General features: G+C 70.4%; 11 protein-coding genes. 4 read left to right on the forward strand and 7 right to left on the reverse strand.

Annotation, left to right across the window (positions count from 1 at the left end; genetic code table 11):
- Positions 1-21 precede the first annotated feature (21 nt).
- Positions 22-1,023, forward strand: a complete 1,002-nt coding sequence (locus tag KBO27_RS10290; RefSeq protein ID WP_210969716.1) for an aldo/keto reductase family protein — start codon at positions 22-24, stop codon at positions 1,021-1,023.
- Between the two features lie 76 nt (positions 1,024-1,099).
- On the forward strand, positions 1,100-1,822 hold the full coding sequence (locus tag KBO27_RS10295) for a haloacid dehalogenase type II (RefSeq protein WP_210969717.1): 723 nt from the start codon (positions 1,100-1,102) through the stop codon (positions 1,820-1,822).
- 471 nt (positions 1,823-2,293) lie between these two features.
- On the opposite strand, the gene KBO27_RS10300 is transcribed toward KBO27_RS10295, so the two are convergent.
- The 3 genes from KBO27_RS10300 to KBO27_RS10310 all read right to left on the reverse strand — a co-directional run bounded on the left by KBO27_RS10300 (position 2,294) and on the right by KBO27_RS10310 (position 6,124).
- Positions 2,294-3,169, reverse strand: a complete 876-nt coding sequence (locus tag KBO27_RS10300) for a LysR family transcriptional regulator (RefSeq protein ID WP_210969718.1) — start codon at positions 3,167-3,169, stop codon at positions 2,294-2,296.
- A gap of 101 nt (positions 3,170-3,270) precedes the next feature.
- A complete protein-coding gene (locus KBO27_RS10305; RefSeq protein ID WP_210969719.1) occupies positions 3,271-4,728 on the reverse strand; it encodes a PrsW family intramembrane metalloprotease in 1,458 nt (485 codons plus the stop codon).
- A gap of 106 nt (positions 4,729-4,834) precedes the next feature.
- On the reverse strand, positions 4,835-6,124 hold the full coding sequence (locus KBO27_RS10310; RefSeq protein WP_210969720.1) for an aspartate aminotransferase family protein: 1,290 nt from the start codon (positions 6,122-6,124) through the stop codon (positions 4,835-4,837).
- Between the two features lie 459 nt (positions 6,125-6,583).
- Between KBO27_RS10310 and KBO27_RS10315 the strand changes: the two genes are divergently transcribed.
- The gene (locus KBO27_RS10315) at positions 6,584-6,814 is read left to right on the forward strand and encodes a hypothetical protein (RefSeq protein ID WP_132683634.1); all 231 of its coding nucleotides are present in this window, start codon (positions 6,584-6,586) and stop codon (positions 6,812-6,814) included.
- 1 nt (position 6,815) lies between these two features.
- On the opposite strand, the gene egtD is transcribed toward KBO27_RS10315, so the two are convergent.
- Genes egtD through egtA form a run of 4 tightly spaced genes read right to left on the reverse strand, consistent with a single transcriptional unit; the run spans position 6,816 to position 11,054 of the window.
- Positions 6,816-7,781, reverse strand: a complete 966-nt coding sequence (egtD, locus tag KBO27_RS10320) for an L-histidine N(alpha)-methyltransferase (RefSeq protein ID WP_307870327.1) — start codon at positions 7,779-7,781, stop codon at positions 6,816-6,818.
- Positions 7,763-8,539 (reverse strand): ergothioneine biosynthesis protein EgtC, encoded by a 777-nt coding sequence (gene egtC, locus KBO27_RS10325; RefSeq protein ID WP_210969722.1) that lies wholly within the window; start codon positions 8,537-8,539, stop codon positions 7,763-7,765. Before egtC ends, egtD begins: the two co-directional genes overlap by 19 nt.
- Positions 8,540-8,541: 2 nt before the next feature.
- Positions 8,542-9,867, reverse strand: a complete 1,326-nt coding sequence (gene egtB, locus KBO27_RS10330) for an ergothioneine biosynthesis protein EgtB (protein ID WP_307870328.1) — start codon at positions 9,865-9,867, stop codon at positions 8,542-8,544.
- A 26-nt stretch (positions 9,868-9,893) separates the two neighbouring features.
- On the reverse strand, positions 9,894-11,054 hold the full coding sequence (gene egtA / locus KBO27_RS10335) for an ergothioneine biosynthesis glutamate--cysteine ligase EgtA (protein ID WP_307870329.1): 1,161 nt from the start codon (positions 11,052-11,054) through the stop codon (positions 9,894-9,896).
- A gap of 253 nt (positions 11,055-11,307) precedes the next feature.
- Between egtA and KBO27_RS10340 the strand changes: the two genes are divergently transcribed.
- The gene (locus tag KBO27_RS10340) at positions 11,308-11,901 is read left to right on the forward strand and encodes a TetR/AcrR family transcriptional regulator (protein WP_210969724.1); all 594 of its coding nucleotides are present in this window, start codon (positions 11,308-11,310) and stop codon (positions 11,899-11,901) included.
- Positions 11,902-11,910: the final 9 nt, after the last annotated feature.

Here is an 11,910-nt window from a genome sequence, read left to right on the forward strand (position 1 = left end):
GAGGCGACCAGGAGGACGCGAATGCACTACCGGCATCTGGGCAGCAGCGGCTTGATCATCAGCGAGCTGGTGTACGGCAACTGGATCACGCACGGCTCCCAGGTCGAGGAGAACGCGGCCGTGGCCTGCGTGCGTGCTGCGCTGAACAACGGCATCACCAGCTTCGACACCGCCGACGTCTACGCAGGTGGACGCGCCGAGGAAGTCCTCGGGCGGGCGTTGAAGTCGGAGCGCCGCGAGGGGCTGGAGATCTTCACGAAGGTCTACCACCCGATGGGCGAGGGCAAGAACGACCGCGGGCTGTCGCGCAAGCACATCATGGAGTCGATCGACAACTCGCTGCGCAGGCTGCAGACCGACTACGTCGACCTCTACCAGGCGCACCGCTACGACCCGGAGACTCCGCTGGAGGAGACGATGGAGGCCTTCGCCGACGTCGTCCGCAGCGGGAAGGCGCACTACATCGGGGTTTCCGAGTGGACCGCCGACCAGATCCGCGCGGGTCACGCGCTGGCTCGCGAGCTGCGGATCCCGCTGGTGTCCAACCAGCCGCAGTACTCGGCGCTGTGGCGGGTCATCGAGGGCGAGGTCGTGCCGGCGTCCCGCGAACTGGGAATCGGGCAGATCGTGTTCTCCCCCATCGCCCAGGGCGTGCTGACCGGGAAGTACCGGCCCGGTGCGGAGCCGCCTGCCGGTTCGCGCGCCACCGACGAGCGCGGGTCGACGTTCGTGGCCCGCTACCTGCGCGACGAGGTCCTGGACCGCGTCCAGCAGCTCACGCCGCTGGCCGAGGAAGCGGGCCTGTCGCTCGCGCAGCTGGCGGTGGCGTGGGTGCTGCAGAACGACAACGTCTCGGCGGCCATCATCGGTGCCTCCCGGCCCGAGCAGGTGTCGGAGAACGCCGTCGCCGCAGGTGTGAAGCTGGACGGGGAGCTGGTGGCGAAGATGAACGAGATCCTCGCGCCGGTCGTGGTCACCGATCCGGGCAAGACCGCCGAGAACGCCCCGAAGTCCCGCAGCTGACCCACCACGTCGCCCTTCCGGGCGTGCCGACGAGCCCGTAACCTGCGAGCGTTGGACACGACCCGGGAGGGCGACGATGCGACCGGAACGCCTGGTGGACGCGGTGCTGTTCGACACCTTCGGCACCGTCGTCGACTGGAGGAGCGGCATCTCCCAGGCGGTGGCGGAGTTCTCCGGCGCCGTCGACCCGAATGAGTTCGCGCTGGCGTGGCGCGGTCGCTACCAGCCCTCGATGGCCCCGGTTCGCAGCGGTGAGCGGGAGTTCGTCGACCTCGACGTGCTGCACCACGAGAACCTCGAAGCAACCGCCGCCGAACTCGGAATCCCCCTCGACACCACCGATCCGTCCGATGTGGACTGGCTCAACCGCGCGTGGCACCGGCTCCCCGCCTGGCCCGACAGCGTCCCCGGATTGACGGAGCTGAAGCGGCACTTCATCATCGGCCCGCTGTCCAACGGCCACACCGCCCTGCTGACCACCATGGCCAAGCACGCGGGCCTGCCGTGGGACGTGATCCTCGGGTCCGACCTGCTCGGCACCTACAAGCCCGACCCCCGCGCCTACCTCGGCGCAGCCGAGATCCTCCGCCTCCCTCCGGAACGCGTCATGCTCTGCGCGGCCCACAACACCGACCTGGAAGCGGCCCAGCAGGCGGGCCTCCGGACGGCGTTCATCCCGCGCCCCACCGAGTACGGCCCGACCCAACGCCAAGACCTCCACGCCACGGGCCAGTGGGACGTCATCGCCCACGACATCGTCGACCTCTCAGTCCAACTCCCCCAGCACGTCCCGGGCTGAGGGCTGTCCGGTGAAGGGCGGATCCGGCCGGAACCGTCGACCGATGATCCGCCGGTCCTGTCCAGAGCACCGGATTACGGCAGTAATCCGGTCCCTGATTACGGCGGTAATCGGGGTCGTAGACCGCCCGGGCACGCGGTGGTCGCCCGGCGTCCCGGATTTCAGTGGAAATCCGGGACCTGACTTCCACTGAAATCGGGAGTCCAGGTGGGGACGAGGCAGTCGGGCTGTTGGCCGGTTGAGGTCGGTGCCCCTGAGGCGCCGAGCATGTTCGGGGACGGTCGATAGGCCTTGTCTTCGGGGGCGCACTTGCACACGGCGCCACCGGCGCAGGTCGGGCGACCTGGATCTGCGTTGGAACGGCCCCCTCAGCGCCGTCGCCGCCACGGTCGAAATCCCAACGTTGCCAGCATTTACCAGCTCGAGACCAACTCGCGCCAAGAACCCGACGCTCCCCCGGGGGCTGACATCTCAGAGCAGGTCGAGCAAGGCGCGGAGGGCTGGGTTGTCGTTGGCGTGGCGCCAGAGGAGGTGGAGTTCGACCGGTTCTGGTTCTGGGAGGTGGATCGGGCGGAAGGTCACGCCCTCCAAGCGGAGCCGGGCTGCGGTGGCGGGGACCAGGGCGGAGCCGAGTCCTACCTGGACCAGGGCCAGGGCGGTGTGGATCTGGCTGACGTGCTGGACGTAGGTCGGTTGGACGTCGGCGTTGCCGAAGATCGTGACCAGCAGTTCGTGGAAGTAGCGGGCTTCTGTCGGTGAGTACATCACCATGTTCGCGCCGTGGAATCGCTTCAGCTCCAACGGTTCCGAGTCATCGGCCAGCGGATGTCCCTCGGGCAGGGCCGCCAGCAGCGGTTCGGCGCGCAAGCGGCGCGACGCCAGCTCGGGGCGTGCGGCCGGGGGTCTGGCCAGGCCGAGGTCCAGGGAACCGCCGGAGAGGCGTTCGACCTGGTCCCGGGTGACGAGCTCGTGCAGCACGACGTCCACGTGCGGCAGGTGTTCCCGAACCGTCGCCAGCACCCTGCCGAGCTCGCCGTAGGCCGACGTCGCGGTGAAACCGACGCGGATCATCCCGGCCTGCCCGGCCGTCACCCGCCGCACCGACAGGGCCGCGTTCTCCGCTTCGCTGAGCAGCCGCCGCGCGTCCTGCAGGAAGGCGCGTCCGGCCGGGGTCAGGCGCACCGTGCGGCTGGTGCGGTCGAACAGCTGGACCTTCAGCTCCTTCTCCAGCTGCTGGATCTGCCGCGTCAGCGGTGGCTGGGTCATGCGGAGCCGCTGCGCGGCGCGGCCGAAGTGCTGCTCCTCGGCCACCGCGACGAAACCGGTCAGGTGGGTCAGGGTGAACATCGATGCCGCCTCAGTATCGGTGGCCGCCTCAGCAGGTCCGGTCCTGCATCAGTGGCTCACCCTACTGGGGCCGCAGCCGGAATCCGACCGTCAGACCGCCACTACCGCGGCGGCCACGGTCCCTGCTGCCCCGGCGGAGGCCCCTGCTGACCCGGACCCGGCTGCCCTGGCCACTGCTGACCGGGCGGCATGTGCTGACCAGGCGGCATCGGCGGACCGGGCGGCATCTGCTGGCCTGGAGGCATCGGCGGCTGCGCCCCCGGGTGGGGCGGGTTGCCCGGTGCCTGACCAGGGTGCTGCGGCGGTGGGGGCTGCGACGGCGGCTGGACGCGCAGCTTGTGGGTCGGCATCTCGTTGAGCTGCTTGGGAAGCGTGAAGAAGCCGGACTGCTCGTTGCGGGCCCACGGTGCCGGTGCCGGCTGGGGCCTGCGGAGGAAGAAGGCGTCCCGGGCCACGCGCATCAGCGCGACGATCTGGTCCCGGCGGGTGAAGAACGCCTGCGGCTCGATCGTGCGGCGCTCGGCCTGGGAGTGCAGCAGCGCGAGTTCCGTCGCGGCGAGCTGGTAGTCGCCCATGGCCTGCGCTCCGACGTTGCCCGCCTGGGAGCGCGCCCAGTGCCGGGCCTGCCTGCGACCCCGCATGGTGCCGAGCATGTTCAGGTCGTTCGGGGCGACCAGGCCGCTGGGGATGTAGGCGGGCAGGTACCGGCCGATGAGGTGCACCAGGCGCCGGCGGTCGCGGATCAGGATGATCACCAGGATCAGCAGCACGACGGCTTCGACGATGTAGGCCAGGATCAGGCCGCCGAGCCCGAACAGCACCGACCCGCCGTTCCACAGCGCGTGCAGGAACACCGCCGCGCACCAGCCGAAGAAGATCGCGAAGATCCGGCCGAAACCTCGGTGCGTGGCCGCGTAGGCGATGCCGAGTCCGGTCATCGCCGTGTACATCGGGTGTCCCAGCGGGGCCACCACGCCCCGGATCAGGACCGTGCCCCAGATCTCGCCGGGAACCGAGGCCAGGCCCTGCATGTAGTAGAGGACGTTCTCGACCAGCGCGAAGCCCAGCCCGCACAGGCCCGCGTAGACGATGCCGTCGGTCGGGCCGTCGATCTCGTTGCGGCGGACCACCAGCAGGAACAGCAGCAGAGCGCCCTTGAAGCTCTCCTCCACGACCGGTGCGATCACCGAAACGGTCAGCACCGTCGCCGTTTCCGGGCCGAAGACCACGGCCAGCACCGACTCGCCGACGGTGTTGACGATCAAGGCGCCCAGCAGCGCCACTCCCGCGCCCCAGCCGAAGGCCACGAGCAGGTTCAGCCGCGGCTCCGGCTCCAGGCGGTCGACCAGCAGGAACAGCGCCACCAGCACGATCGCGGTCGGCAGCGCCAGCAGCATGCCGAGCACGACGTTGCCCGGTGCGCCGGGGACCAGCAGGAAGTAGGACGCCAGGGCCAGCAGCATGCAGATGCCGGAGACCACCAGGCCGATGATCAGCGACACCGGCGCGCGGTTGGAGTTGCGGCCTTCCAGGACCGACTGCGGGCTCAGAGCGGGCATGCCCGGCAGCGTAGGAGATGAACCCCGATCACGTCCGGTCAGCCCCGAAATTCACCGGGCCGACCGGACGTGCTTCACCGCCTCGACGATGAGTCCACAGAGGACGTCACAGCTCGCGTTCGGCCTGCGAGATCGAGTCGGTCAGGATCCGCAGCGCGTCGGTCGCTTCGGACTCGGTGAGCGTCATCGGCGGTGCCAGGCGCAGCACGTTGCCGTGCAGCCCACCCTTGCCGATCAGCAGGCCGCGCTGCTTGGCCAGCTCCATCACCCGCGCGGCGGCCTCCGGCACCGGATTCTTCCCGCCCGGCGCCACCAGCTCGACACCGATCATCAGGCCCTTGCCGCGCACGTCGCCGATGAGCGCGCTGTCGTGCGAGCGAAGTCCTTGCAGCAGCTGGGAACCGAGCTTCGCGGCGTTGCCCTGCAGGTCGTGCGCGAGCAGGTACTCCAGCGCGGCGTGCGCACCACCGGTGGAGATCGGGTTGCCGCCGAAGGTGGAGATGGAGTTCGCGCCGATGTCGTCCATCAGCGAGGCCTCGGCGACCAGACCGCCGATCGCCAGGCCGTTGCCGAGCCCCTTGGCGAAGGTCATCGCGTCCGGCGTGACGCCGTGCGCCTGGATGCCCCAGAAGTGCTCGCCGGTGCGCCCCCAGCCGGTCTGCACCTCGTCGGAGATGAGCAGGATGCCGTACTCGTCGAGCACCTCGGCGAACGCGCCGAGCAAACCGTCCGGCGGGGTGGCGAAGCCGCCGACGCCCTGGATCGGTTCGGCGATCATGCAGGCCACGTCACCGGCGGTGGTGGTCTCGATGACCTCGCGCAGGTCGTCGACGCAGGCGGCGATGTAGTCGGCGTCGGAGAACTCCGAGAACGGGCTGCGGTACCGGTAGCCGCCGTGCACGTAGCTGACCTTCACCGGCGACAGCGACGTCGCCGACCAGCCCCGGTTTCCGGTCACGGCCAGCGTCGCGAACGCCCTCCCGTGGTAGGAGTTGCGCAGCGCCAGCACCTGGTTGCTGCGGCGCTTCTGCGTCGCCAGCATCAGCGCGGTCTCGTTGGCCTCGGTGCCGGAGTTGGTGAAGAACACCTTCGGCTCGCGCAGCCCGGACAGCTCGGCGATGCGCTCGGCCAGTTCCACCTGCTGCCTGATCAGGTACAGCGTCGAGGTGTGCAGGACTCCCGTGTCGACCTGGCGGCGGATCGCATCGCTGATCTCGTCGATGTCGTAGCCGATGGCGTTGGTGAGGATGCCGGCGAAGAAGTCCAGGTAGGTGTTGCCGTCGGCGTCGGTGACGTGCCGTCCCGAGCCGCTGACGATCTCGATCGGCTCCTGGTAGTACAGCGACAGCCAGTCCGGCAGCACGGCTTTGTGCCGAGCCAGCAGCGAATCCGACATGCTTCCTCCTGCTCTTGCGACCACGTTGCGGTCAGGCCAGTGTCGCGCGTCGAAGGCCTGCGGGCCATGACCCGACCGCTGACCGGCTACCCCCGATGACGGCTCGCGCACCGGGTGTAGCCTGTGCCCCGCCGGTCACGCCGCACCAGCACCTCCCCCCAGTAGCTGGCGCCGCGTGGCCGGCCCTATCAGCTCCACTCCCCGTGCTCAGCAGTCCGGACAGCCGCACTCGGGCAATCCCTTCGGGTGATCAGTTGGTCGTTCTCGCGCAACGTCACTAGGCCGAACGGGTCAACACGCCTAGCCTCGCGTCACGTGCTTCCGGCGGACGAGTCCCGTCCGCAGGAGGTGGCAGATGATCAACCGAGTCCACATCGCCCTGCCCGCCCGCGGTCTGCCGGGAGACCCGGTGGACACCAGCCTGCGGCCGGGCCGGGCACAACCACCGGGGGCGGCACTATGAGCTCAGTGGTCGCGGTGAGGTTCGCCGCGGGCGTGGTCGCCGAGTCGCGTCGCCAAACGCACCTCGCGGCCCAACCGGAAGGACCGTTCCCAGCCGCGTGGCGCACGTTGTGCGGCATCCAGATCCCCTCGTACGTCGCCGAGGTGTCCGACCACCCGGCCGGGATGCCCTGCGTGCGGTGCATGTCGCGGCTGCCCGGCTCCTCCGAGCCGGAGCTCGAGCGGTGAGTCAGCGCGCGATCGACAGCGACAGCGCGAACTCCGACGCGTCGTCCAGCCACCAGCTCCCCAGGTCGAAACCGGCGACCGCCAGCTCGTCGGCGATGCGATTACGCCGGAACTTCGCCGAGATCTCGGTGCGGATCTCCTCGCCCTCGGCGAAGTCGACGTCCAGCGCGAGCTCGCGCACCCGCACGTGCATCGCCCGCGTGGCGCGCAGCCGCATCTCGATCCACTCCTGATCGGTGTTCCAGCGCGCCACGTGCTCGAAGGCGTCCGCGTCGAAGTCCGCGCCGAGCCGGTGGTTGAGCACCTTGAGCACGTTGCGGTTGAACTCGGCCGTCACGCCCCGGGCGTCGTCGTAGGCGCGGATCACCCGCGACGGCTCCTTGACCAGGTCGGTTCCCAGCAGCAGCCACTCCCCCGGTCGCATCGCGGCGTGCAGGGCGGCGAAGAACCCGGCGCGCTCCTCCGGCAGGAGGTTGCCGATCGTGCCGCCCAGGAACGCCACCAGCCGGTCCTCGCCGTGGTCGAGGCGGCCGGTGGTGAAGTCGTCGACGACCCCGGAGACCTCCAGGTCCGGGTAGTCGGCCTCGATGGCGGCGACCGCCGACCGCAGTGCCGATTCGGAGACGTCCAGCGGCACGAACCGGCGCAGCGTGCCGTGCTTGCTCAGCGCGTCCAGCAGCAGCCGGGTCTTCTCCGACGAGCCGGAGCCGAGCTCGACCAGCGTGGCGGCGTTGGTGAGCTCGGCGATGGTCAGCGCCGTCCGCCGCAGGATCTGGTGCTCGGCGCGGGTCTGGTAGTACTCGTCGAGCTCGGTGATGCGCTCGAAGAGCTCGCTGCCCGCTGCGTCGTAGAACCACTTGGGCGACAGCCACTTCGGGTGGTCGGTGAGTCCTTCGCGGACCTCGGCCCGCAGCTCGCGATCGGCGTCGGCTTCGGTGAAGCGCACGGTCAGCTCGGGAATTCGCACGAATCCTCCCCCAGGGAAACGACCTCGGTGTGTTCGGTGTCGGCGACCATCAAGCAGCGGTCGGGGATCTCGACCCATCGGGTTCCGCCGGGCTCAGCGGCCTGGCCGAACGGTTCGGAGGCGACGGTCACCGCATCGGGGTCCCGGCGCACCCACAGCGAGTGCGTCCAGGTGGTGGCCACGATCCGGGCGCCGTCGCCGAGCAGCAGGTTCAGCCGCGAGTCGGGTGCGGCGGCGTGCACGTCGCGGACCAGTTCCGCCATCGCGGTCTCGGGCTCGGCGCCGTCGGCGAGGCGCCGGCGCAGCAGCGCCCACAGCACGGCGGAGTCGGTGGGCTGGGCGGTGAGCAGCTCCGCCGGGTCCAGCCGCGCGGCGAGCTTGGCCAGCGAGTCCGGCCAGCCGCCGACCTTGCCGTTGTGGCTGAACAGCCACCGGCCGTCGGTCAGCGGCGCGCACAGCTCGGGTCCCACCGGCATGCCGACGGTCGCCGACCGCACGGCCGCCACCACCGCCGACGCCCGCAGGTCCCGGGCCAGCCGCGGGAACGACGTGTCGGTCCACATCGCCGCGCCGTTGCGGTAGACGCCGGTGGTGCCGTCATCGCGGAACCAACCCGCGCCGAAGCCGTCGGCGTTGACGGTCCCGCCGCCGCGCATGTCGTTCGGCGCCCAGGACTGCTCCAGCAGCGAGTGCGCCGGGTCGAGCAGCAGCTCGGCCAGCGGAACGGGTGCTCCGAGGTAAGCCAGATGCCTGCACATGCTCAGCGCTCGTCCCCGCTCGGGGTGCGGGCGCAGCGGAAACCCGCGAAGATCTGCCGCCGGATCGGGAAGTCCCAGTTGCGGAAGGTGCCCCGGCAGGCCGACCGGTCGGTGCCGAACGAGCCGCCGCGCAGCACCTTGTGGTCGGAGCCGAAGAACACCTCGGAGTACTCGCGGTACGGGAACGCCGCGAATCCCGGGTACGGCAGGAAGTCGCTGGAGGTCCACTCCCACACGTCACCGATGAGCTGCCGCGCACCGCAGGGCGCCTCGCCCAGCGGGTAGGCCCCGGCGGGCGCGGGTTGGAGGTGCTGCTGACCGAGGTTGGCGTGCTCGGGCGTCGGGTCCTCGTCGCCCCACGGGTACCGGCGGGAACGTCCGGTGCCGGGGTCGTAGCGGGCCGCCTTCTCCCACTCGGACTCGGTGGGCAGCCGCTTGCCCGCCCAGGCGGCGTAGGCCTCGGCCTCGTAGAAGCTGACGTGCATCACGGGTTCGTCGCCGGGCACCTCTTCGACGTGGCCGAAGCGCCGGCGCATCCAGCGCTGTCCGTCGCGGAACCAGAACCGGGGCGCCTCCAGGGAGGCCTTGTGCCGGTAGCGCTGTCCGGCCTCGCTCCACCACCGCGGATCGTGGTAACCACCGGCGTCGATGAAGCGGGCGAACTCGGCGTTGGTGACCGGTGCGGTGTCCAGGTGGAAGGCGTCCACGTGCACTTCGTGGGCGGGGCGTTCGTTGTCCAGCGCCCACGCCTCGGTGGAGGTGCCCATGGTGAACGGCCCACCCGGCACGAACACCTCGGCGGGCAGCGCGCCGGAGGAGCGCGGCGGCGGTTCGGCAGTGAGCGCGGGCGGGCCGTCGCGGAGCTGGTGGGTGGCCAGCATCGTCTCGTCGTGCTGCTGCTCGTGCTGCACGATCATGCCGAAGGCGAAGGCGCGCTCGACGAGCCTGCGGCCTTCCATCGGTGTCTCGTCGAGCAGGTCGAAGACCTTGTCGCGCACCGTGGCGATGTAGTCGCGGGCCTCGCGCGGGCCGAGCAGCGGCAGCTCGGGCCGGTCGGCGCGGCGGTGCTGGAAGGCGTCGTAGAGGTCGTCGATGTCGGGCCGGACGGCCTCGCGCCCGCCGACGTCGCGGACCAGCCACAGCTCCTCCTGGCTGCCGACGTGCGCGAGGTCCCAGACCAGCGGCGACATCAGCGGTGAGTGCTGCTTGACGAGCTCCTCGTCGTCGACGGCGTCGGTGAGCTGCGCGCTGCGCTGCCGCGTGCGCGCCAGTTCGGCGGCGACGTGCTCGCGCAAGTCCTCGGTTCCCAGTTCTTGAAGGTCTTTCACCGTGCACCCCTCCGGTCGTGACGGGTTCAGCTCAGGCGCCGGGCGATGTGCTCGGCGAGTCGGTCGGACAGTCCGTCGCCCGTGCCGCCCAGCAGTCGGCAGGCCAGGTCGAAGATGTCGCGGGCGCAGCGGGCCAGCACGGGGTCGGCGAGGCCGAAGCGGGCGGCGTGCACCCACCGCCGGGCGGCGGGCGCGGCCATCACGGCCACCTTGTCCACGATGGACTCGTCGCCGAAGAGCACGGCGAGCGCGGCGGTGGGCAGCATCCAGTCGGTTCCGGATTGCGCGTCGAGGTAGCGCACCTCCAGGTAGCCGTGGGCGCGGACCGGCGGGAACACCGTGGTCAGGTGGTAGTCCAGGTCTTCGCGGGTGGGCGGTTCGGGCAGCCCGCCGTGGATCCACTCGGCGAAGCTCAGGCCGCTGGGCGCCGACCAGTCCTCGCCCTCCCGACGCCGGCAGACGACCGCCATGTCGAGCATCCGTCGCGCCCATCCGCTGACCGGGTCGCCCTTGGTGGGGCCGGGTCTGGTGCGCGGCGGATCGGTGTCGAGCAGCACGCGCGTGCGGGTGGAGGCCCAGCCGGTCTCCTCGCCGAACAACCGGGGCGAGTTGGCGAAGGCGGCGATCATGACCGGTCCGAGGGCGTGCAGCGCGTTCCAGCGCGCGGCGATCCGGTCCGGCTCACCGGCGTCGAGGCACACCTGCACGCCGGCGGTGCTGCACATCATCAGCCTGCCGTCCAGGCCGATGCGGTCGAACGCGGTCTCCATGGCTTGGTAGCGCGGCACGCGCAGGATCCGGTTCGGATGACGGTAGGGATCGGTTCCGCTGTCGCCCAGCGCCAGGTCCGCTCTGTCCAGCAGGCGGTGCAGGTGGTCGGCGTCGGCGGCCACGACGCTCAGCAGGGAGCGCAGCGATGTGGTGGGAAGACTGGAGATCTCGACCTGGCCACCAGGCTCAACGGTGAGCACGGAGCCGTTCGGCAGCGGTTGTTGCGGGCTGTCGGGAACCAGGGAGCGGGGTGCGTGCGGGCCGAGCGCGGCGCTGAGCGTCGCGGCGTCGAGGGCACGTCCCGGATCAGATCGGTGGTGCACGGTCCATTCGAGTTCGACACCCAGCAGCCGGGGAGGTCCGTGCTTGAAGCACACCGACGCGACGTAGGCTTCCGCCTCCGCCCTGGTCCGCACTCGTGAGGTCGGGAACTCGCCGGTTGCAGGATCGGTCGATATCGCCAAGATGATCACCGCCCGTGATTGGCCGGTTACCGACGCTACCGGCAGCCCCCGACAGTCGCGACCCTTGTTCTGCGCTCGGGCACCTGTTAGAAGCGGCGCGAAACACCGCCCGATCCGGTGCAGTTGCGCGGGAATCAGCTCGAAAAGCCAACAAAACGTACGTACGGATTGCAATGGCGACGACTGTCCTGCCAGGATTCACGCCATGCCCCGGGTCAGCCAGGACCACTTGGACGCGCGACGCCGTCAGATCCTCGACGGTTCGCGGTCCTGCTTCGCGCGCTTCGGGTACGAGGGTGCCACCGTGCGACGCCTCGAAGAAGCCACCGGCCTGTCCCGCGGCGCGATCTTCCACCACTTCAAGGACAAGGAATCGCTGTTCCTCGCCTTGGCCGAGGACGACGCCGCGCGGATGGCCGACGTGGTTGCCGAGCAGGGCCTGGTGCAGGTGATGCGCAACCTGCTCGACGCCCCCTCCGGTGTCGAGGCGAGGGCGCTCGGCGCCGACTGGCTGGGTACCAGGCTGGAGGTCTCCCGCAGGCTGCGCACCGACACCGAGTTCCGGGACCGCTGGGCGCAGCGCTCCGAGCTGCTCACGGCCGCCACCCGGGCGCGCCTGCAGTGGCAGCACCGGGCCGGGAACCTGCGCGACGACGTCGACGTCGACGTGCTGACGGCCTACCTCGAGCTGGTCCTGGAAGGACTGGTCTCGCACCTGGCGATGGGACTCCCGGCCAAGCACCTGACCTCGGTGCTCGACGTCGTCGAGGAGAGCGTGCGACGGCACCGCGGCCGGTGATCCAACAGC

This window comes from Saccharopolyspora endophytica, assembly GCF_018070075.1.
Classification (GTDB): domain Bacteria; phylum Actinomycetota; class Actinomycetes; order Mycobacteriales; family Pseudonocardiaceae; genus Saccharopolyspora; species Saccharopolyspora endophytica.

Coding starts and splice junctions, on each gene's coding strand:
- KBO27_RS10315 (WP_132683634.1), top strand. CDS start 6,584: ATGAGCTCAGTGGTCGCGGTGAGGTTCGCCGCGGGCGTGGTCGCCGAG.
- KBO27_RS10290 (WP_210969716.1), top strand. CDS start 22: ATGCACTACCGGCATCTGGGCAGCAGCGGCTTGATCATCAGCGAGCTG.
- egtC (WP_210969722.1), bottom strand. CDS start 8,539: ATGTGCAGGCATCTGGCTTACCTCGGAGCACCCGTTCCGCTGGCCGAG.
- KBO27_RS10340 (WP_210969724.1), top strand. CDS start 11,308: ATGCCCCGGGTCAGCCAGGACCACTTGGACGCGCGACGCCGTCAGATC.
- KBO27_RS10295 (WP_210969717.1), top strand. CDS start 1,100: ATGCGACCGGAACGCCTGGTGGACGCGGTGCTGTTCGACACCTTCGGC.
- KBO27_RS10305 (WP_210969719.1), bottom strand. CDS start 4,728: ATGCCCGCTCTGAGCCCGCAGTCGGTCCTGGAAGGCCGCAACTCCAAC.
- KBO27_RS10310 (WP_210969720.1), bottom strand. CDS start 6,124: ATGTCGGATTCGCTGCTGGCTCGGCACAAAGCCGTGCTGCCGGACTGG.
- KBO27_RS10300 (WP_210969718.1), bottom strand. CDS start 3,169: ATGTTCACCCTGACCCACCTGACCGGTTTCGTCGCGGTGGCCGAGGAG.